The organism is Mesorhizobium sp. WSM4849 (assembly GCF_055811385.1).
In genome coordinates, this window is sequence record NZ_JBVVPW010000049.1 from 1 (window position 1) to 20,137 (window position 20,137).

Here is a 20,137-nt window from a genome sequence, read left to right on the forward strand (position 1 = left end):
CGCCCATTTGCCAGCCCCGTCTTTCCGGCCCTGATCGCAACCGCCGTCAGCGAAATCGACGTTCTTCACAGCCGACTGAAGAGCGCGTGGTCATTTTCATGACCTCGACAGTTTGCCGGGCGCGCTGACCGTCACAGAGCCCTGCCCTACTTGCTAACCATGCTGCTGCGGAACGTGCATGATTTCACCGCCGCAATTCCGGGAAGACCAAAATCGCGGGCCGGCGCGGTGCCGGCCGCCGGCGATGTCTTTCAGTTCACCCGGCTGATGCAGAAATCGATGACGTCGATCAGCGCCGATTTCTGCGGTGTCGCTTCGAGCGGCGCCAGCGCGTCGCGGGCGATCTCGCCGAAATGGCCGGCGCGCCCGATAGTGTCAGCGATCGCGCCGTGGCGAGTCATCAATCCGATCGCCTTTTCCAGCCCGGCGTCGTCGGTGAAATTGTCCTCGATGGCGCGCTTCCAGAAGGTGCGCTCGGCCTTGGTCCCGCGCCGGTAGGCGAGAATCACCGGCAGCGTCACCTTGCCTTCGCGGAAGTCGTCGCCGACATTCTTGCCCAGATCCTTGCTGGTGCCGCCATAATCCAGCGCATCGTCGATCAGCTGGAAGGCAAGGCCGAGATTCATGCCATAGGAGCGCAGCGCCGCGCGATCGTTTCGCGTCGCCTGGGCGATAACCGGACCGACCTCGGCGGCGGCCGAGAACAGGGCCGCGGTCTTGGCCTTGATCACCGCGAAATGCTCATCCTCTGTGGTTTCGAGGTTCTTGGCGGCGGCGAGCTGCATCACCTCGCCCTCGGCAATGATCGAGGCGGCGCTGGACAGGATGTCGAGCGCTTCCAGCGAACCGACATCGACCATCAGGCGGAAAGCCTGGCCGAGCAGGAAATCGCCGACCAGCACGCTCGCCTGGTTGCCCCAGATCATGCGGGCGGTCTTCTTGCCGCGCCGCATACCGCTCTCGTCGACGACATCGTCGTGGAGGAGCGTGGCGGTGTGCATGAACTCGACTGATGTGGCGAGCTTGACATGGCCCTCGCCGGAATAGCCGAACATCTGGGCTGAGGCGAGCGTCAGCATCGGCCTCAGCCGTTTGCCACCCGAAGAGATCAGGTGGTTGGCAATCTCCGGGATCATCTCGACGTCGGAACCGGCCTTCGACAGGATCAATTTGTTGACACGCCCCATATCGGCCGAAGTCAGGTCGATGAGATCCTTGATGGAGGCGGCTTCCCGCTTCCCGTTTTCGATGTTGAGAACGACACCCACGACAAACTCCCGTCTTATGTCACGCGCACGACGGCACCCCGATACCGCCGCAAACTCTAGGGCGCTACCCACAGGCACGGCAAGAGGCGATTTGGCGCGGTCGAGGTGGCGACGGAAGCCACCCACGTTTACATAGACGCTGCAACCTGCGAGTTTCTTCCTATGATAGAGCTTATCCGCACCAACGACGCCGTGATCATCTCCTTTGTCGAATCGCTGATGCGCGATGCCGGCATCGGCTGTTTCGTCGCCGACCAGAACATGAGCGTGCTCGACGGTTCGATCGGCATCTTGCCCAGGCGCATCATGGTCGAAGCCGACCAGGCCGATGCGGCGCGGCGCATCCTGACGGATGCCGGCATCGCCAACGAGATGCGCCAGAAGTAATGTCCGCGGCGCGCGCCACCCTAGTCCAGGACACGCCGGCCCATACCGTCGATGCTTTCCATCGCGGGCGGTTCTGGCTGGTGCAGCCTAAACAGGCAGGCCATCGCGCCGGCATGGACGCCATGATGCTGGCGGCTGCCGTGCCGTCCTCCTTCGCCGGGCGCCTTGCCGATTTCGGCGCCGGTGCTGGCGCCGCAGGCCTGGCCGTGCTGTCGCGCTGTCCTGATGCCGAGGCCGTGCTCATCGAACGGTCTCCGGAAATGGCGGCCTTCGCCGCAACGACGCTTGCCCACCCCGGTAATGCGCATCTCAACGACCGCGCCTCGGTGCTCGCCGCCGACGTCGCGCTGTCGGGCCGGGCGCGAACCGCCACTGGGCTTGCCGACAATTCCTTTGATTTCGTCATCATGAACCCGCCCTTCAACGCGGCCGAGGATCGCGCCACGCCCGACCCGCTCAGGAAGGCGGCGCATGTGATGGAGGACGGGCTGTTCGACAGCTGGATCCGAAGCGCGGCTGCTGTGGTCAGGCCGCGCGGCGGTCTTGCCGTGATTGCCAGGCCCGATCAGCTCGGCGCCATCCTCGATGCGATATCAGGCCGCTTCGGCGACGCCGAGATGCTGGCCGTCCACCCTCGCCCCGAGGCAGCGGCGATCCGCATTGTCGTCAGGGCAATACTCGGCGCACGCGGAAAACTGTCGATCCGCCCGCCGCTGATGCTGCATGCACAATCGGGCGACGGCCCAACCGAGCGGACCGAGATGATCAACAACGGGCTGGCTTCGCTGTTCGGCGACTGAGCCTTTTTCTACCGGCCGGCGGCGCGGCATTGCCGTTGGCCGGCGAATCCCTACATGCCTTCAAGCCAATCGAGCGGAGACCCCGTGAAACGCTTCCTGAACCGCCTGCTGCCGAAATCCTGGCGTTCCGACATCGTCGTCATTCCCGTCATCCGGCTGCACGGCACGATCATGCCCGGCGGCGGCCAGTTCCGGCCTAGCCTGTCGCTCGCATCCACTGCCGGCCCTATCGAGAAGGCGTTTTCCTTCGATGCGCCCGTGGTCGCCATCTCGATCAATTCGCCGGGCGGCTCGCCGGTGCAGTCGCGGCTGATCTTCAGACGCATCCGCGACCTGGCGACCGAGAAGAACAAAAAGGTACTGGTCTTCGTCGAGGACGTGGCGGCGTCGGGCGGCTACATGATCGCGGTCGCCGGCGACGAGATCGTTGCCGATCCGTCGTCTATCGTCGGCTCGATCGGCGTGGTGTCGGCCTCGTTCGGCTTTCCCGAGTTGTTGAAGAAGATCGGCGTCGAGCGCCGCGTCCACACGGCCGGCCAGAACAAGGCGGTGCTCGATCCGTTCAAGCCAGAGAAGAAGGAAGATATCGAGCGGCTGAAGGCGCTGCAGCTCGAGGTCCACGAGACCTTCATCGACCTCGTCAAGGACCGGCGCGGGGCCAAGCTCAAGGACGACCCGGACCTGTTCACCGGCCTGTTCTGGACCGGCAAGAAGGGACTGGAGCTCGGCCTTGTCGATGCGCTTGGCGATATGCGCAGCGTGCTGAGGGCCCGTTTCGGGCCAAAAACCCAGCTCAAGCTGATCACGGCGCCGCGCGGCCTGTTCGGCCGCTTCGGCTGGTTCGGCTCAAGCAGAGGCGGCTTTTCGGCGCCCGAGATCGCCGCTGCTGCCGCAAGCGGCGTGATCGATGCGGCGGAAGAGCGCGCGCTATGGGCGCGCTTCGGGCTTTGAAAAACCGGCGAAAGCGTTTAACTTAAAAGCTTGACCGGCCCGACCGGCGCCGCAGTCGGCCTTGCGAGGGAGGAGTTTGACATGCCACAGATCATTTTCTTTATCGCAGTCGGCCTGCTCGCCTATTTCGGCTATCGCTCCTTCGTCAGGGAAGCCGAGCGCGTGACGGCCAAGATACGGCGCACCGAAAAGCAGGCTACCAACGGCACAATGGGCACGCTGGTCAGAGACCCGAAGACCGGCGAATACCGCCTGGCCAAGGACTGACATCATCCCCCTCGTGACTGAGACAGTGGCTTCCGGCAATGGGGTCCGGGCATTGCATGCGCATGCCAAGTTAAATCTCGCGCTGCACGTCACCGGCAGGCGCGCCGACGGCTATCACACGATCGAGAGCCTGGCGGTGTTCACGCGCTTCGGCGACCGGGTTGACATCGAGCTTGCCGACAGCGACGGGTTTTCCGTCTCGGGCCGATATGCCTCCGCAGTCCCGCTCGACGACAGCAATCTGGTCGTTAAAGCGCGCGACGCGCTGCGAGAGCAGGCCGGTCAGCGGCACACACCGCCGGTCGCCATCAGGCTCGAAAAAAACCTGCCGGTCGCATCCGGCGTCGGCGGCGGGTCGAGCGACGCCGCAACGGCGCTACGCGGGCTGGTTGAGATATGGAGGCTGGACCTCGGCGATGCCGACCTGGCGCGAGTCGGCCTCTCGCTGGGCGCCGACGTTCCCATGTGCCTTATGGCAAAGCCGCTGATCGCGCGCGGCGTCGGTGACGAACTGTCGGCCGTGCCGGGCTTTCCCGCGATCGGGCTGGTTCTCGTCAATCCCGGCACTGCCATCTCCACGGCCGAGGTGTTCAATGCGCTTTCTGATCGCGACAATGAGGGACTGCCGCCGCTGCCGCGCGACCTCGACTTCCACAGCATCCGCAATTGGCTGGAGATCACCCGCAACGATCTCGAGCCCGCGGCGCGGGCGATCCAACCCGCCGTCGGCAAGGCGCTGTCGGTGCTCAACAAGTCCGGAGCGGGGTTCGCCCGGATGTCCGGTTCCGGCGCAACCTGCTTCGGGCTGTTCGAGACCGGCAATGTCGCCAAGCGCGCGGCCGTCGATATCCGCAGCCGCCATCCCGACTGGTTCGTCGCCGCGACGCGAAGCATGACATCGGAGGCTGACACGCATGGCCAGGATTGACGAGAGCCGCTCCTTCATTCCCGTGCGCATCGCGGTGCTGGCCGTTTCCGATACGCGCAGCCTCGCCGACGATAAATCCGGCGAAACGCTGGCCGACCGCATCGTGGAGGCCGGCCATATCCTGGCCGCCCGCGACATCGTCACCGACGACCGCGAAAAAATCCGAGACAAGGTTCTGGGCTGGTCGAGGGACGACGCGATCGATGTCGTCATCACCACCGGCGGCACCGGCTTTACCGGCCGCGATGTGACGCCGGAGGCGCTGGAGCCGATCTTCGAAAAGCGCATGGACGGCTTTTCCGAAGTGTTCCACCGCATTTCCTATGACAAGATCGGCACTTCGACGATCCAGAGCCGGGCGACCGGCGGCGTCGTCAACGCGACCTTCGTTTTCGTGCTGCCGGGTTCGCCCGGCGCCTGCAAGGACGCCTGGGACGGCATTCTGAAGCCGCAGCTCGACTACCGGCACATGCCCTGCAACTTCGTCGAGATCATGCCGCGCCTGGACGAGCATCTGCGGCGCGGCGGCACCAAGACAAGTTAGGCCAGGTTCCCAAAAGGCTGTTTCGGGCCAAAAATCAGCGAATAACCGGCTCGCCGTGGAACCGCCGACGCGAGGGCGGCGAAACGCCGAAGCCGACTTCCATCATCAGCCGCGGTTTGCGCGTCGGCACGGTGCCCATGTGGAAGCCGAAGGGATCCTCGACAAAGCCCAAACCTGCCTCGCCGGTCAGCATAATCGGGCTCTGCGCGCCGTAGACACTCAGAACCTCTTCCGCGGGGTGGCCGACAAGAAGCGTCATCTGATGCTTGAGGATGCGGCGATTATGGCTGCCGCGAACATAGACATGCGGACCGGTCTCGGCATCGACCGGATTGAGATAGAAGAAGAATTTCAGCATCCGCCAATCGTCGAGATCGAAGTGGTATTTGCCAAGCGACGCCAGGTTCTTCTCGGCGTCGGAGACGGAGCTCGTCGGAAAGCTCCACCAGACGCGCGTGGTGATCAGCTTCGCCTGGCTGCCGAGATAATGGGCTGCGATGTCGAGAAGCAGCGGGTCGCGCTGTACCGTAAGCGCAGCGTTGCAGTCGAGAACCCGCTCGAAAAAATGGCCGCTGAGCAAGGGACGGCCGAAGTGCTTCTCGGCCTCGGCATGTTCGGCCGGCAGGAACTCCAGGCGACGGTCGAAATTGCCGAAGCAAGGCGTGCGCTGCGCAAAGCTGGCGATTTCCTCGTGGATCGACGACGGCAGGGCAAGCCCGGAAAAGAGGCCGTCCGAGCGGAGCGCGCCGACCACCGCGTCACGATCGACGCCAGCGAACATCGTCTCCTGGTCTTTTTGTGTGGGCCGAACCGGTTTTGCGCCACGCCAATGCAACCGCCGCGCCGGCATGGTGCGCGCCAGCATAAACATCGGCAGCCATGCCGGATTTTCGCGAAGGTCCGAGAGATAGGTCGGAATCCGCACCGCAATGCGGCGCAGCAGGCTGCCGTTTCGGGCGATCGACTCGAGGCTTGCAGCACCGGATTGGTCAGGACTTGAAAGGGTCATCAGGATCCTCAGCTATAAGGGCGCGTCGACGAAGCGTCGGCCGCTCACCGCTCAGGCGTCACCCAAACCCATCCGCCCGCATCAAAGGAATGGTAAGCCCCGGTTAGATTTTGTGCAATGCACAATGAAAGGAGCTGTCGCAAACTTTCCGGCAAGCTTGACGGAGCATTAAGGCTCGTTGATTTCGCGACAGCGAGTGTTTCGAGCGAGGTGGAACGAAGAGGTTGCGCACGGTGGAGAAGATCGCGACGAAGCGATTCAAACCCCGTCGAGAATGACGATCGTCGGCCGGTCTGGCAGGGTCTTCAGCGAAACCGTCAGCGACTGGCCGGACAGGAATTCCACTGCGAAATCGTCGCCCATCCTACCTGTGAATTCGCTGATCGGAGTCGCATGGCGATGCATCGGCAGGATCATCGAGGAATAGAGCCGCGCGGTGATTTCGGTCATCCGGTTGAGCGACAGCGTCATGCCGCCGTCGATAGGCACCATAAGGATGTCGAGCCGGCCGATGGCGCCGTAATGCGCGTCTTCCAGCCGGTGGTGCAGATGGCCGAGATGGCCGATGCAGAGCCCCGCCACTTCGAAAATGAAGATGGAATTGCCGTCCTTGCCGAGGTCGCCGCCATTGCGGATATCCGTCGGCACGTTGCGGATGTAGACATCGTCCACGACAAGGGCGTGCCGCGCCGGACCGCCGTCCGGATTCCAGCCGCGCAGCACATACTCAATGGCGGGATCCGGATGGTCCGAATAATGGGTGCGGTGCGCCTTGTTCATGGTCACCACGCGCGGCAGCGGGTCAGCGCCGTAAACGCCGGAAAAGTCGGTGGCGATCCTGACGCCGGCGGGCGTCTCGATGATGTAGGTCGAATGGCCGGCATAGGTGATCGTAACGTCGCCGTCGACGAAAGCCTCGGCCAGCGGAGGCGTCTGCGCCTTTGGCGCTGTGAAGCTGGCATAGGTGGCCGACGGCAGCGCTTCGGCGATCGCAACGCATCTCGACGGCGGCGGCTCTTCCTGGGCCGACGCGGCGAACGGCCAGAAAGCCAGGCTCAGCAGAACGGCGGCAGATAGGCGGAGCATGACTGCCTCCCGTGGCAGGATCGGCGCTCATGCCACGATAGCGCCAGCAATTGTGATGGCTATCATCGGGACAGTCACGTTTTCGCGAGCGCCGGACGGGCTGGTCGTCTGAACCTTTTGTCCCGACTTACGCGACAAATCGCGTCGAATGGGACGCGCCACGGCCCTGCCGCCCCGATGATATCGTCAACGATCAGGGCGTCGGACGGAAGACGCCGTTCTCGTCGCGCTTGAGCGGCGCCTTTTGCCGGAAAAGCGGGGCACCAGGCGCTTCGGTGACCGAAACGCCCTCTGTCCAATCGGCGGGTGCAATAGCGATGTAACGCGCATATCCGCCTGACCCGCCAAGCGGCTTGGCAAAGCCGATTGTAACCAACGCCCCAGCCTCAGGCACCTTGTCGAGGTTTGCAACACCTTCTGCCTGCGTGAAATTGTTGTGAAGCAGCCAATGTTCGCCCTCGAGATTGGGCGTGGTGTCGGTGTCGAGCGGCTCATGACCATGAAACAGAATCTTCCGCTCCAGATGCAGGAACTTCAGCGCGTCCAAACTGACGCCTGGAAACGGCTTCTGGTTGAAGCGGGCGGCATCGGACCATTTCTTGTACCAATCCGAACGCACGAAGACGACCGAACCCTCCGGTATGCGGCCGTGCTCCTTTTCCCATTCTTCGATGTCGGCGACCTGGAGGTGATAGCCTTCGTCGGTCTGCACCTTGCCGCTGATGTCGATCACGACGAGCGGCCGCACGGCATAAGTGGCCGGCAGGTCGCTGATCGTTGCACCGAGTGGGTTCCAGTGGGAGGGCGGATCGAGCTGCGTGCCATATTGGTCCGTCGACAATTCGTAGGCGCTCCCGACGAACCCATGCTTGTCATAGGTGAACTCTTCGCCGGCCTTGACGTAGCCCTCGATGTCCTTCCCGGCGACAGCCGGTTTGAATTTGGCATTGGCGAAGCCCGGCCATACGGGCTGCACCGGCTCGAAGGCGTGGGTCAGATCGATGTACTTGGCCGATTTGAGCGTGTTCTCATAAACCGACCAAAGCGACGATTCCTGCGCCACCGCGATCGCCGGCACTGACCAAGCGGCTGCCAGCGAGGCGATACGAACGAATTTAGATACATTCATCTGCAATCTCCCCGAATATTGCTGAGTATCGCGAGTTTCCCGCAGGACGACAAGCATATGCATTCCTCCCAAGAGTATCGCGCCAATGCGGATTCCATCATGCCGCTTTCCGCCCACGGCTTGCGCGCCGCCTCACCCTAACGAAGGACGCGACGTTCCCTCGCCCGCTATGGGGAGAGTGACGACCGTCACTTCGCCGGCGCCACCCAGATTTCGGCGTCGAGCCTCTTGGTCGAAAGGCCGCGCGCGATGGCTTCGGCGCTGCGGGCGTTTTTCGATAAGGCCGCGGCCTGACGCTTGCTGATCACCAGCCCTTCGGCCAGAGCCCGGTTTCCCGAAAACACCCGCGACAGGAACGGCACGCGACTGCCGCGCGCCCGCGAAAACCGCGCCGGCATGGTTTGCCGGGCCGTGTGGGCGACGACTTCGTCGATCCAGCCTTCCGCCAACCGCGCCCCCGGCTCCAGCAGCAGCAGCCAGTCGCCCTTGGCCTGCCTGATGCCGGCGGCAATGCCGCCGCTCGCCACATAAAGGCAGCCGGCATGTTCGGCAACGCGGTGCGTCTGGTCGGTCGAGCCGGTGTCGCAGACGATGACATCGCGCACCACGCCCTCGACCGCGCCGCCAATCAGCGAGGCAAGCGTGCGGGCAAGTCTCTCTTCGTCATTCAGGGTCTGGATGAGAACGCTAAGCATCGTTAGCCGAATAGCGGAATGCGGGGCGCAGTGCCAGTTTTTGCGTAGCATGGCAAAAATGTTCTTGATTTGTTCTGGTGGATAAAATAGGATTATTTTCATGAACAGAGCGATTCGACAGCCAGCCGACAGTCCCTGGGAGAGGGCAAAAATGGAACAGATCGTACGTGCCGACATTGCCGCCTTCGGGGCTGGAAGGGCCGAGATGGCCAATGCAATGATCGAGCAGAGTGGCGTCCGAATCCGTCCAGACCGCAATCGCGGCCGGTCCGCCGGCATCAACCCGTCCGGCCGGTTCGAACCGGTCAGCCGGCATGTGTTCGATGATGGCTGGAACTCGCTGGAGGAGCTGCCGCCCTTCAAGACCGAGGTGCAGGTCGAAAAGCCGCGCACCATCATCACCCGTAACGAATCGCCCGACATTTCCTTCGACCGCTCGATCAACCCCTATCGCGGCTGCGAGCATGGCTGCGTCTATTGCTTCGCGCGGCCGACGCACAGCTTCATGGGCCTGTCGCCGGGGCTGGATTTCGAATCGAAGCTGTTCGCCAAGCCGGATGCGGCGCGGCTACTCGACAAGGAACTGTCGAAGGACGGCTACCAGCCGCGCACCATCGCCATCGGCACCAACACCGATCCCTACCAGCCGATCGAGAAGCAGTACCGGATCATGCGCGAGATCCTCGAAGTGCTGGAGGCGCGCGGCCATCCGGTCGGCATCGTCACCAAATCCGCGCTGGTGACGCGCGACATCGACATCCTGTCGCGCATGGCCGAACGCGGGCTGGCCAAGGTGGCGCTGTCGGTGACGACGCTTGACCGGATGCTGGCCAGAACGATGGAGCCCCGCGCGTCGACGCCGACCAAGCGGCTGGAGGCGATCAGGCAGCTTTCGGACGCCGGCATTCCGGCCTCGGTCATGGTCGCTCCGATCATCCCCGGCCTGACCGATCAGGAGATGGAACGCATCCTCGATTCGGCACGTGCGGCAGGAGCGCGCGAGGCCGGCTATGTCGTGCTGCGCCTGCCGCTGGAAGTCGCGCCGATCTTCAAGGATTGGCTGCTGCGCCATTATCCGGACCGCTACCGTCACGTCATGTCGCTGATCCGCTCGATGCGCGACGGCAAGGATTACGATTCGGATTGGGGCAAGCGCATGAAAGGGTCCGGCCCCTATGCCTGGCAGATCGGCCGGCGCTTCGAGATCGCCGCCAAACGGCTTGGCCTCAACGCCGAACGGCGGTCGCTCAGGACCGACCAGTTCGTTGCGGCGGCCAAGGCAACCGAGCAACTGATGCTGCTGTGAAGACATCGTGTGCCGCCGCTGCCGGCGGCACATGAAAAATCCCGTCCGGCCTGTCCTTGTCCCCGGGCTTGCAGACGGTGCCCTCCGGGTCCGGTGCCTCACCCGACCCGGAGGGGCTTGCGGAGAATCGGAGCCGATGCGAACCTCGCCGCAACATGGCTCGCGCGCGTTCTGATTCTCCGCTTCTCTTCGAAATCGTTGAGAGACCCGATTTCTCCTTCGAGACGAAGGCGATGGCCGAAGGCCTATGGCCGGTGGCGGGAATGGACGAGGCAGGCCGTGGCCCGCTCGCCGGGCCGGTCGTGGCGGCAGCGGTGGTGCTCGATCCCGCCAACATTCCCGACGGCCTCGACGATTCCAAGCGCCTCAGCCATCTGCAGCGCGAGGCGCTGTTCCTGAAAATCCTCGGCTCCGCTCTTGGCGTGTCGATGGCTTCGGTCAGCGCGGAAGGCATCGATGGCAGCAATATTCTCAAGGCAAGCCTCGAGGCAATGCGTCGCGCTTTGGTCGGGCTCTCGGTGCAGCCAAAGCTGGCCCTGGCCGACGGGCGCGACGTGCCACCCGGACTGCCATGCGAAGGCAGAGCGCTGATCAAAGGCGACCAGCGCTCGCAGTCGATCGCCGCCGCCTCGATCGTCGCCAAGGTGATGCGCGACCGCATGATGTGCGGCTGCGGCAGCCATCACGCGCATTACGGTTTCGAACTCCATATGGGCTACGCCACAGTCCGCCACCGTGCCGCGATCGAGCGGCATGGACCGGTGGCGCGGCTGCACCGCGCGTCCTTCGCACCGTTCCGGTTTGGCGGAACCGAAGTGCTCGACGAAGAGAGTTTTTCGGGTCTGGATTAAGCGATGGTCCATCGTCGCGCTTTCTCCCCCCTTGAGGTCCCTTGAGGGGGAGATGGCCGGCAGGCCAGAGGGGGTAGCCGCGCGTGAATGGCCAACCTCCTCTTTCATTCGACGTATTATCCGATATCGCGTCGCGCCAGCCGAGGCGACCCCCTCTGTCGCCCTTCGGCGACATCTCCCCCTCAAGGGGGGAGATTACCCGCAGCCGCTTTCGCCTAACAAAAAAAGCCGCCAGGTTTCCCGGGCGGCTTCGATGACTTCCTGATGAAGTCGCTTAATTCAGCTTGGACTTCACATCTAGGAGCGAGGCCTTGAACAGGTCGGCGCCCGCCTTTGCGTCAATCTTGCCGGCGAGCAGCGTGCGTGCGGCTTCGACGGCGATATCGACGGCGCTGGCGCGCACCTCGCTGATCGCCTCGCGCTCGGCCTGACCGATCTTCTGTTCGGCAAGTGCGGTGCGCCGGGCGACATAATCCTCGGTCTTCTTGTGCGCCTCGGCAGCCAGCATGTCGGCCTCGCGCTTGGCCGCGGCGACGATGGCGGCGGCCTCCTGCTCGGCTTCCTTGCGCTTGCGCTGGTATTGGCCGAGCAATTGCTGGGCCTCCTCGCGCAGCCGGCGCGCTTCTTCAAGCTCGTTGCTGATCTTGTCGGCGCGGGCGTCAAGCGCCTTGGCGATCAGCTTAGGCACCTTGACGTAGACGGCAATGGCCAGGAAAATGACGAGGGCAGCGGTGGCCCAAAGCGTCGCGAGTGATGTGGCGTCCATGATGCGCTCCTCACCGGGCCACGGATTTGACGGCTGCCGCGATCTCGGCCTTGCTGGCCTTGCCGCCGACAAGCGCCTCGACGATTGCCGAAGCAGTGTCCTCGGCGATCGTGCCGACTTCCTTCATGGCATTGGCCTTGATGGACGAAATGCGAGCCTCGGCTTCGCCAAGCTTCTGGTCGAGCGCAGCCTCGACCTTCTTGCGGGCGGCCTCGGCTTCCGCCTTGGCGGCATCGTTGGCCTGCTGGCCGATCGCATTGGCCTTGGTCTTGGCCTCCGCCAGTTCCTGCTCATAGGCGGCAACGGCGGCATCGGCCTCGCCCTTCAGCCTGGCGGCATGGTCGAGGTCCTGGGTGATGCGGTCGTTGCGGACATCGATGATGCCGCCGACACGCGGCATCACCACCTTCTTCAGGAACAGGTAGAACAGCCCGAAGGTGATCGCCAGCCACAGAAGCTGCGACGGGAATGTCGCCGGATCGAATGGCGGGAACACGCCGTGCGCCTCGGCAGGCACACCGGTGCCGGAATGCGTATCGCCTTCCGTGCCGGTATGGCCGCCTTCGACAACGGGCGCGGACTCTTGCGCAAAGGCAGATGTCACGAACATGGACTATCCCCTGATGTCAGGCCTGCCGCCGATTTGCGGCCGGGCCTTCCAATTCCCAATGTTAGCCGAACAGGGGCTCAGCCGAACAGGGCCAAAAGCGCGATGAGCAGGGAGAAGATGCCCAGCGCTTCGGTCACGGCGAAGCCGAAGATCAGGCGGCCGAACTGGCCATCCGCGGCCGACGGGTTGCGCAGCGCGCCCGCCAAATAGCTGCCGAAGATGTTGCCAAGGCCAATTCCGGCGCCACCCATGCCGAGGCATGCGATGCCGGCGCCGATGAACTTTGCTGCTTCTGCTTCCATGTGTTCAACTCCTTTGGATCTAAAAATTCCGTTGCGATTTTCTATCCCGGCAGCAAGGCCGGAAACTCTCGGGTCAACCTGGGTCAGTGCCCGGGATGCAGGGCGTCGTTCAGATACATGCAGGTCAGCACGGCAAAGACGTAGGCCTGCAGGAAGGCGACCAGCAGTTCCAGCGCCGTCAGCGCCACAGCCATCGCCAGCGGCAGGACCGATCCGGCAATGCCGAGCGTGCCAAGCGCGCTCAAGCTCACCACGAAGCCCGAGAACACCTTCAGCGTGATGTGGCCGGCCAGCATGTTGGCGAACAGACGAACCGAGAGGCTGACCGGGCGCGAAACGAAGGAAATCACCTCGATCAGCACCACCAGCGGCAGCAGGTAAACCGGCACGCCATGCGGCACGAACAGTTTCAGGAAACCAAGGCCATGCTTCATGAAGCCGTAGACGACGACGGTTCCGATCACCAGCGCGGCAAGGCCGAAGGTGACGATGATATGGCTTGTGACGGTGAAGAAATACGGGAAAAGACCGAGCAGATTGGCAACGAGCACGAACATGAACAGCGAAAATACCAAGGGAAAGAACTTCATGCCTTGCGTTCCGGCTGCGTCCCTCAGCATGTTGCCGACGAATTCGTAGGCCATTTCCGAGACCGACTGAAGACGGCTAGGAACGAGGCTGCGGCTCGAGGTGCTGAGATAGAGAAACGCCGAGGCAACGGCGACGGTCGCGACCATGAAGAGTGCCGAATTGGTGAACGACAGGTCGTAGCCGCCGATCTCGATCGGAATCAGCTTGTTGATATGGAACTGGTGGATCGGATCGACCTTGTCAGCAGCCACTTTAAATCCCCATCAAAGCCGCGCGCGGCTTTAGTGTCCTGTTCACTGCGCCGGCAAGCGGCGCCTCAAGTCATTCTTTCGGATCGCGGGCTTTGTCGCCCTGTCCGAATTCCGCCATAAGTCCCGCGGAGCGCAGGACATTGAGCACGCCGGCGCCAAAACCGAGCAGCAAAAAAACGATCAGACCCCATGGCGATGTCCCCGCCACACGGTCGATGATCCAGCCAAGACCAGCACCAACCACTATCCCGGCGATGAACTCGCTGGATAGCTTGAGCGCCTCGCCATATCCGGCCGCACTGCCCACTTTCGCGTCGTCTTTCCCCTCGAGCCGGTCCGGCCGCCTTGTCGCAAGCGATGCTTCAAGGTCGCGCCGGCGGCGCTCAAGATCGTCGTCGCGGATATCGGCTTGACGCTGTTTGCCGCGGCCGGTTTCTCCGGTTCCGTCTGGCCCATTCTTGTCGGCCATCGCAACCCCCTTGCCCGGTCAGATCGTCACCGTCCGTCCGCTCTTAAGTCGCCGGCAACATAGTTAGAGGGTCCCCGCCCGTCAAGCCACGGGCGGGACTTCAGCGTTAAGTATTTTTTTCATGAAAATCAATAGCTTGCCAGGGTGCGACATCGTGCCCGCTACCGCCGCTGGCGTGCCGCGGCCGAATCCCTGCGCCGAGGGGTCTTCGATCGACCGCGCCAAGGCCCTGCCGGAGCGCTCAGCTCCAGCCGCCGCCATAGGTGCGGTAGAAGATGTGCAGGCCGATCTTGGTCATTTTTTTCATCGTCCGCGCCCAACCCGGGTTGACGTAGTTGGCGTAGTAATGGGTCGACGATCCGACTTCCGGGATGAAGATCTTGCCGGCAGTGACTGCCATGGCGATGTCCTGCGCGGTCTTGTAGTGGGCGGGACTCTGGATGCGCTTCTTCCTGCCGTCGCAAGCGAAGGAAAACTGGCAACGGTTGAACCATTTGTCGTTCTGATAGACGACGCCGCAGATTGAGTTCGGATAGGCCGGATTGCGAACGCGATTGAGGATGACCTGGGCGACGGCGGCCTGGCCGCGCACCGTTTCACCCCGCGCCTCGAAATAGATGCCGTTGGCGAGGCAAGTCTGTTCCGCTTTGGAGAATACGCTCGCCGGCAGCGGAGTTTGCATCCACGAATGATCGCCCTTGGCCACCGGCGGAATGAAGCGGCCATCATTCGGCTTCTCGTCCTGAAGCAAGGCCTCGAAGGGCGAAGCCTGGGCATAGTCAGGCGCGGCTGCTGCGTAGGCGGTCGCCAGGACGTCGGGGCGGTCGTTGTTGACCAGCGCGGCCAGCATGGCCGGCACGCCAGGATCCGGCTTTTTGTCGACGCGCCTATGAAACGCGGCGGCAATCTGGATCTCCTTGCCTTTGATCTCCGGCTTGGCGAAAGCCATTTTCAGCCCGCCGTCCATGCTCGGGCGAAGCAGCGAGGAGGTGCGCTCAAAAACCGAGCCGGCGTTGAAGTTCTTCGGCGGCGCGACCGGCGAGACGATGATGATGCGGCCCTTCTTGTCGGCGCGCATGATGCGGTCCTCGTCGGGCGTCGTGCTGGCCACGCTGCCCTTGCCGCGAAACGACACGGCGCCGACGCCGGGCAATCGGACGCCGGAACCCGAGATCGAGCCGGTGGTGTCGGAATCGAGGAAAGGCATTTCGGCGGCATGGACCGAGCCGGCGACGGATTTCTCGACATAGGCGTTCCAGCGGGCGTTCGGCGCCTTGAGACCGGAAACCAGGCTCGTCATGTCCTGGTAAGCAATGACATTGGGAAAGCCGACCCAGATGCCAAGTCCAATGACCAGAGGAGACAGAAACGAACGTCTTTTCTCACCGGCGAAAGCGACAAGCCGCTTCAAAACACGTCGATGCACGGAACTCTCCAGAAACGCAACGGACCCCACTGGAGAGGCACGATGATGCATTAACCTTGATGGGGCGTTAACGGAGTTCGACAGCGCCAATCATTTCAATGGCTTTGTTGGAAACGGCTCCAACGGTCCCAATAAAGCACTCCGCAGAGCGCTGTTCAGAGATCGAGGGATTCTCCTCTATGCCACGAACATGCTTTACGGCCCGCCATCGGCGAGCGGTCTCTTGCTTCAATGAGGTTTTTCGGTGGCGTGCTGGTCCGGTCAGGGGATAATTCCCCGAGGGCCCCGGCGCAGCTGGATCTGGCGGCTACCGCAGCATTTCTTGAACTTCATACCTGAACCGCAAGGACATTGATCATTGCCGCCGCGTTGCAGCCGGCCGACCAGGGGCAGCAGCGCTGCGGAAGGCAGGAGCGATGCCGCAAGGGCAGCCAACTTGGCCGAGATTCCCGGTACGACGAGCCGACGACCGGATTTGAACCCTCGCCACGCACGTTCGGCCACATACTCCGGATCCACCTTGGGCAAGATGTTGAAGAGCACCGTCTGATTGGCGCCTGACCTTGCGAGAAACTCCGTCGACACCGGGCCTGGTGCCACGCATGTGACCGTCACACCGGTACGGCGCAATTCCTGGTGAAGCGCCTCTGAGAAGACGCGCACGAAACCTTTGCTAGCGAAGTACAGAGCCATATAAGGCCCAGGAAGGAACCCGGCCACGGAACTGAGATTGAGCACCCCGCCCCGTCGGCGCGCCACCATGCCCGGCAGAAAATGGAGGGTCAGTTCCGTGAGGGAATGTATGTTGAGATCGATGATACCGAGTTGACCATCAATGGGCAGCGCCGTCGCCGCGCCCCGCAGGCCATAGCCGGCGCTGTTGACCAGGACATCACAGACCAGGCCGTGTGCGGACAGAAAGCCCTCCAGGCGCGTTGGCGCATCGCCTGCCACGAGATCCAGCTCGAGCGTGAATGCCTCGCCGCCCGCCTCCCGAACCTCAGACGCCGCGGCGGCCAAACCCTCGGGCGAGCGGGCAACCAGCACAACCGCACCGCGCTCCCGTGCAGCGACGCCCGCAATCGCCCGGCCAATTCCACCCGAGCCGCCAATCACGACGACGGCTGGCCGGAATTCATAGTGCGAAATCACGTCGCGTTACTCCGTCTTGCAGGAGCGGAAGCACCTTGACTGAGCAGCACCACTTCATTGGCGACGGTGCCGTTCAGGATCTTTTCGAATCGCTCCAGTGCTCGTGCGACGTTCGCTCCATCCATGACCCGGTGATCGTAGTGGATGCGGACATTCACCGATCCGTCTTTTTCGATCGGACCGTAGTTTAGAAGCGTGGTCAGTGGTGTCAGCGGGTTGAGTGATTCCGCACCGAGACCAGAATAGACGGACAGTTGGAAGGTACCGAAGTAATTTGCCCTTTGCCGGCCGATGTTCAACCCTAGCCACATAAGCAGCCACCTGACTGGCGCAGGCGCACCTGCCATCCGCAAGGCACGCCGGAACTCCGGGACCTCGAGGATCGGCCGTGATCGAGCCGCGCGGATGGACCCCTCAAGTTCCGTGATGGAGTAGCGCTCCGGGCACTTGATGCAGCTCAGCAGAACGGCCGGCTCGCCGTCATATTCGCGCTCGTGGGCAATCGAGGCTACGCTTGCCGGATACTCGTAAAGCTGCGGCCAGGGCAACTTGACATAGGCGCGCCGCAGCTCCGGCATCTCCAGGGCGAGAAGCGCATATCCTTTCAGGAAGATCGCAGTCCACGAGGGCCTGGTCTGCTGCGCCATTCTAGCCCTTACGAGTGGGCCGAGGTTCATCTGACGCTGCACCGCGACGCGTGGCACGCCGATCGAAAACCTCATCAGATCGCCAACAAGGCGCCGGGGCGCCGAAAGCTTGAGGGCTCGGCCTCGCATCAATCGACCTCTAATAAAGATAAGGGAATATTCGCTTGGTCCTTTTCATATAGGCGCGGTATTGCGGGCCTAAATTCTCCAGCATCATACGCTCTTCCTTATCCACTCTCAGCAGGAAAAGCACTGCGAAACCGATCAAACCAGATATGCCCGCAACCCAGTTCGGCAGCAGAAAGAGCTGGCCGAGCCCCATAAGCAGAAACGAGGTGTACATCGGATGACGGACCAAGGCGTATGGCCCGGCGCTGACCAGTTCATGCCGCTCGCGAATCTCGAGCGTGATCGACCAGTTACGGCCAAGTTCCTTGTGGGACATGCGAAAAATCCACAGCGCGGAGCAGAAGATGATGGTTCCGAGCGCCACCGACCACACGCTGGCCGGATGGTCAGCCGCTGCGGGGATGCCGGTGGCGACATAGAAGCCAGGCAGGATCGCCAGGCCAAGGAGAGCCGATGCAAGCCCGACGGTGTCGGAACTTGAGCGGCCGCCAGCTACAATTCGTACGCGCCTTGCCCGGCGCTCGAAGGGATACCGGATCACATACCAGGCAACGATGCCGATCACCCAAATGATCTCGCCAAGTGAAGCTACAGAAATGGTCACTTCAGGTCACCGGAGCCTTTTCTCGATCTGGGACCACGATAAGCCGTCGCAACGATGTCAGCGTCCGAACTGTCGACCGAAGACATTCAGAGCGCGCTCCTTTCGGAGTTGACCGGGCGAATGAGGCGAAAGCGGGTTTGCCAATCGCATTTCAACCGCCGTTCATCTCCCGAAGCTTGGTTATGAATTGTTGCGGCCGGAGCCAGGTACCGGGGGTCTTATACCCCATCGATCTGGCGATGTCCGCTACGAATGCGTTGCAGTTGTAGAGCGAGGCGTGCCAAAGCGGAGAGCTGGCCTGCAGCCTTCGTATGCTCGCGACGACTTTCCTATATTCGGCTTCGGTAAGTAAAACACGCCAGCTTGCCGACCGGTAGGCATCTTCCAGGTCGCCGTCCGTCCACCCGGTCGAGGCTGGCACGGGCGCCAAATGGCCGAGAACATAGACATTGGGATCACTGGACTTCGGAGCGAGCCCCGCGACTTCGGGGTTGACCATCCGTCCCGCCTGGTTCAATCGTCCAAAAATCACGAAGGAATGGCCGTAGGTAAGGGCGTACCGGGAGCGGAACTCGATGAAATGCCGTTGGGCTTGAGTTGATGCCGCCGCGGGCGCCATCATCGCCGCGGATCTCAGTGCCCGATCATTGGACACGAAAGTCGGCTGGGGCTTTTTGTCCTGCGACTGACATGACGCCGCGACAAGCGCGAGCAGGGCCACAATTGTTGAACGGCCACTTACAAGCGTCATCTCATCCAGAACTCCGAGGACCGCAGACCTAGTGCCAGCCTATGCCCGCCAACCTCAGGTAGGCTGCGAATCCGGCCTTGGCCCCTGCATATCGATGGGGAAGGGCCTGGCGGCCCTTCCCCAAATCTCCGAAAGCCGGTGCTTATTTAATCACGGGCTCTTCTACGGCAGCGGGTTCCGGCGGAGGAGCCTTCCCCTTTCCTTTACCGATCCAGCCGTTCGCGCAGCCGCTCAGGCTGGCAACGGCGAGGGTAGCAACCATTACAATCAACATCCTGCTCATCGAGCAATCCTTTCCCCAGGGGCGGAACAGCCAATAGAATCGCCACAAATAAAACGATATGCAGCCCCACCAAGTTAGCTGCGATCTACACCAACGCCTAGTGCAGAAATGACACAGTTGGCACCCGGTTGCAGGCGGCAGCTTTGCGGTGACGTGCCGGCAGGGCTCACATCCAACGGAGATCAGGCCTGCCCACCATCAAACAACCACCACCGTCGTGCCCAAAGGAGTACGTTCGTAGAGGTCAATGATGTCGTCATTTATCAAACGGATGCACCCGTTCGATACCGCTGTGCCTATCGTCCATGGCTCGTTTGTACCATGTATCCGGAAGTGGGTGTCGCGCCCGTCGCGATAGAGATAAAGGGCACGCGCACCAAGCGGGTTGTTTGGTCCGCCAGGGACCCCCCCTGCATACTTCACCAGGCGCGGCTTGCGCCTCATCATGCTGGCGGTGGGTGTCCACGACGGCCAGTCCGCCTTGCGGGCGACGGTCGCTGTACCCTTGAACGAAAGTCCCTGCTCGCCGACGCCGACGCCGTAGCGCGTCGCCCACCCGTCGGTCTCGACGGCATAGAGAAAACGTTGCGAAGTATCGACGACGATCGTTCCAGGCGGCTCGTTTCCGTCGTACTGCACATGCCGCCGTCGGAAACGAGGATTGAGGCCATTCCTTGGTCCGAACGCGGATGAAATCGGCTCCGCCACCTGTCGTAGCGTCGACGTACATCCGGAAAGCATCAGAGCCAGACTACCCAGCACGAGCCCCCGGCGCGCAATGTGGTGTTCTTCCATTTCTACCTGCTAGGAAACTGGTCAATCTACCCCGCCCTCGTCTCTACCATTCCCGGGCCTGCGGGCCAAGTCTCGCTGTGTGGTGGCAAAATGAATTCACAGGATTGACAAGCGAATTGGAGCGAAACTTCTTGCGATAA

General features: G+C 62.4%; 25 protein-coding genes. 8 read left to right on the forward strand and 17 right to left on the reverse strand.

Annotated elements, in window-relative coordinates; genetic code table 11:
- Nucleotides 1-251: 251 nt before the first annotated feature.
- Nucleotides 252-1,268 carry a polyprenyl synthetase family protein gene (locus AC0L3L_RS33510; RefSeq protein ID WP_473641507.1) on the reverse strand — a complete coding sequence of 339 codons (1,017 nt, stop codon included), beginning with the start codon at nucleotides 1,266-1,268 and terminating at the stop codon, nucleotides 252-254.
- A 162-nt stretch (nucleotides 1,269-1,430) separates the two neighbouring features.
- Between AC0L3L_RS33510 and AC0L3L_RS33515 the strand changes: the two genes are divergently transcribed.
- From AC0L3L_RS33515 to moaB, 6 genes are all read left to right on the forward strand, one after another.
- Nucleotides 1,431-1,655: a putative signal transducing protein gene (locus AC0L3L_RS33515; protein ID WP_023799382.1), complete on the forward strand. Its 225-nt coding sequence runs from the start codon at nucleotides 1,431-1,433 to the stop codon at nucleotides 1,653-1,655.
- On the forward strand, nucleotides 1,655-2,455 hold the full coding sequence (locus AC0L3L_RS33520) for a tRNA1(Val) (adenine(37)-N6)-methyltransferase (protein WP_473487668.1): 801 nt from the start codon (nucleotides 1,655-1,657) through the stop codon (nucleotides 2,453-2,455). Before AC0L3L_RS33515 ends, AC0L3L_RS33520 begins: the two co-directional genes overlap by 1 nt.
- An 84-nt stretch (nucleotides 2,456-2,539) precedes the next feature.
- Nucleotides 2,540-3,406: a S49 family peptidase gene (locus AC0L3L_RS33525; protein WP_473487669.1), complete on the forward strand. Its 867-nt coding sequence runs from the start codon at nucleotides 2,540-2,542 to the stop codon at nucleotides 3,404-3,406.
- An 81-nt stretch (nucleotides 3,407-3,487) separates the two neighbouring features.
- Nucleotides 3,488-3,673 carry a hypothetical protein gene (locus tag AC0L3L_RS33530; protein ID WP_077381693.1) on the forward strand — a complete coding sequence of 62 codons (186 nt, stop codon included), beginning with the start codon at nucleotides 3,488-3,490 and terminating at the stop codon, nucleotides 3,671-3,673.
- A 4-nt stretch (nucleotides 3,674-3,677) separates the two neighbouring features.
- The gene (locus tag AC0L3L_RS33535; RefSeq protein WP_473613695.1) at nucleotides 3,678-4,601 is read left to right on the forward strand and encodes a 4-(cytidine 5'-diphospho)-2-C-methyl-D-erythritol kinase; all 924 of its coding nucleotides are present in this window, start codon (nucleotides 3,678-3,680) and stop codon (nucleotides 4,599-4,601) included.
- The gene (gene moaB, locus AC0L3L_RS33540) at nucleotides 4,588-5,145 is read left to right on the forward strand and encodes a molybdenum cofactor biosynthesis protein B (RefSeq protein WP_258119209.1); all 558 of its coding nucleotides are present in this window, start codon (nucleotides 4,588-4,590) and stop codon (nucleotides 5,143-5,145) included. The genes AC0L3L_RS33535 and moaB overlap by 14 nt, the downstream gene beginning before the upstream one ends.
- Nucleotides 5,146-5,179: 34 nt before the next feature.
- Here moaB and AC0L3L_RS33545 read toward each other — a convergent pair whose 3' ends face one another.
- The 4 genes from AC0L3L_RS33545 to AC0L3L_RS33560 form a co-directional block, all read right to left on the reverse strand.
- A complete protein-coding gene (locus AC0L3L_RS33545) occupies nucleotides 5,180-6,154 on the reverse strand; it encodes a phytanoyl-CoA dioxygenase family protein (RefSeq protein WP_473487670.1) in 975 nt (324 codons plus the stop codon).
- 258 nt (nucleotides 6,155-6,412) lie between these two features.
- Nucleotides 6,413-7,240: an MBL fold metallo-hydrolase gene (locus AC0L3L_RS33550; protein WP_473641510.1), complete on the reverse strand. Its 828-nt coding sequence runs from the start codon at nucleotides 7,238-7,240 to the stop codon at nucleotides 6,413-6,415.
- Between the two features lie 193 nt (nucleotides 7,241-7,433).
- The gene (locus AC0L3L_RS33555; protein ID WP_473528684.1) at nucleotides 7,434-8,369 is read right to left on the reverse strand and encodes a cyclase family protein; all 936 of its coding nucleotides are present in this window, start codon (nucleotides 8,367-8,369) and stop codon (nucleotides 7,434-7,436) included.
- Between the two features lie 188 nt (nucleotides 8,370-8,557).
- Complete coding sequence (locus AC0L3L_RS33560; protein ID WP_473641512.1) at nucleotides 8,558-9,064, reverse strand: glycosyltransferase; 507 nt, start codon at nucleotides 9,062-9,064, stop codon at nucleotides 8,558-8,560.
- Between the two features lie 151 nt (nucleotides 9,065-9,215).
- On the opposite strand from AC0L3L_RS33560, the gene AC0L3L_RS33565 reads away from it, so the two are divergent.
- Nucleotides 9,216-10,370 (forward strand): PA0069 family radical SAM protein, encoded by a 1,155-nt coding sequence (locus AC0L3L_RS33565; protein ID WP_473641514.1) that lies wholly within the window; start codon nucleotides 9,216-9,218, stop codon nucleotides 10,368-10,370.
- Between the two features lie 155 nt (nucleotides 10,371-10,525).
- On the forward strand, nucleotides 10,526-11,221 hold the full coding sequence (locus AC0L3L_RS33570; RefSeq protein WP_473641516.1) for a ribonuclease HII: 696 nt from the start codon (nucleotides 10,526-10,528) through the stop codon (nucleotides 11,219-11,221).
- A gap of 274 nt (nucleotides 11,222-11,495) precedes the next feature.
- Here the strand turns inward: AC0L3L_RS33570 and AC0L3L_RS33575 are convergent, their stop codons facing one another.
- From AC0L3L_RS33575 to AC0L3L_RS33630, 12 genes are all read right to left on the reverse strand, one after another.
- Nucleotides 11,496-11,987 carry a F0F1 ATP synthase subunit B gene (locus tag AC0L3L_RS33575; protein WP_473641518.1) on the reverse strand — a complete coding sequence of 164 codons (492 nt, stop codon included), beginning with the start codon at nucleotides 11,985-11,987 and terminating at the stop codon, nucleotides 11,496-11,498.
- A gap of 10 nt (nucleotides 11,988-11,997) precedes the next feature.
- A complete protein-coding gene (locus AC0L3L_RS33580) occupies nucleotides 11,998-12,597 on the reverse strand; it encodes a F0F1 ATP synthase subunit B (RefSeq protein WP_473641519.1) in 600 nt (199 codons plus the stop codon).
- 77 nt (nucleotides 12,598-12,674) lie between these two features.
- On the reverse strand, nucleotides 12,675-12,899 hold the full coding sequence (locus AC0L3L_RS33585) for a F0F1 ATP synthase subunit C (RefSeq protein ID WP_023799397.1): 225 nt from the start codon (nucleotides 12,897-12,899) through the stop codon (nucleotides 12,675-12,677).
- Between the two features lie 83 nt (nucleotides 12,900-12,982).
- Nucleotides 12,983-13,741: a F0F1 ATP synthase subunit A gene (locus tag AC0L3L_RS33590; protein WP_077381387.1), complete on the reverse strand. Its 759-nt coding sequence runs from the start codon at nucleotides 13,739-13,741 to the stop codon at nucleotides 12,983-12,985.
- A 70-nt stretch (nucleotides 13,742-13,811) separates the two neighbouring features.
- Complete coding sequence (locus tag AC0L3L_RS33595) at nucleotides 13,812-14,210, reverse strand: AtpZ/AtpI family protein (RefSeq protein ID WP_473641521.1); 399 nt, start codon at nucleotides 14,208-14,210, stop codon at nucleotides 13,812-13,814.
- Nucleotides 14,211-14,451: 241 nt separating this feature from the next.
- Nucleotides 14,452-15,636, reverse strand: a complete 1,185-nt coding sequence (locus AC0L3L_RS33600; RefSeq protein WP_473641523.1) for a cell wall hydrolase — start codon at nucleotides 15,634-15,636, stop codon at nucleotides 14,452-14,454.
- Between the two features lie 261 nt (nucleotides 15,637-15,897).
- Entirely contained in the window at nucleotides 15,898-16,785 is an 888-nt protein-coding gene (locus tag AC0L3L_RS33605; RefSeq protein WP_473641563.1) for an SDR family NAD(P)-dependent oxidoreductase, read from the reverse strand.
- Nucleotides 16,785-17,564, reverse strand: coding sequence for a hypothetical protein (locus AC0L3L_RS33610; RefSeq protein WP_473641525.1), 780 nt, complete (start codon nucleotides 17,562-17,564; stop codon nucleotides 16,785-16,787). The genes AC0L3L_RS33605 and AC0L3L_RS33610 overlap by 1 nt, the downstream gene beginning before the upstream one ends.
- A 10-nt stretch (nucleotides 17,565-17,574) precedes the next feature.
- Nucleotides 17,575-18,162, reverse strand: coding sequence for a protein-S-isoprenylcysteine O-methyltransferase (locus tag AC0L3L_RS33615; RefSeq protein ID WP_473641565.1), 588 nt, complete (start codon nucleotides 18,160-18,162; stop codon nucleotides 17,575-17,577).
- 157 nt (nucleotides 18,163-18,319) lie between these two features.
- Nucleotides 18,320-18,919 carry a hypothetical protein gene (locus AC0L3L_RS33620; RefSeq protein ID WP_473641527.1) on the reverse strand — a complete coding sequence of 200 codons (600 nt, stop codon included), beginning with the start codon at nucleotides 18,917-18,919 and terminating at the stop codon, nucleotides 18,320-18,322.
- A gap of 142 nt (nucleotides 18,920-19,061) precedes the next feature.
- A complete protein-coding gene (locus AC0L3L_RS33625) occupies nucleotides 19,062-19,202 on the reverse strand; it encodes an ABC transporter (RefSeq protein WP_082982116.1) in 141 nt (46 codons plus the stop codon).
- Between the two features lie 198 nt (nucleotides 19,203-19,400).
- Nucleotides 19,401-19,997 carry a L,D-transpeptidase gene (locus tag AC0L3L_RS33630; protein WP_473641529.1) on the reverse strand — a complete coding sequence of 199 codons (597 nt, stop codon included), beginning with the start codon at nucleotides 19,995-19,997 and terminating at the stop codon, nucleotides 19,401-19,403.
- Nucleotides 19,998-20,137 lie beyond the last annotated feature (140 nt).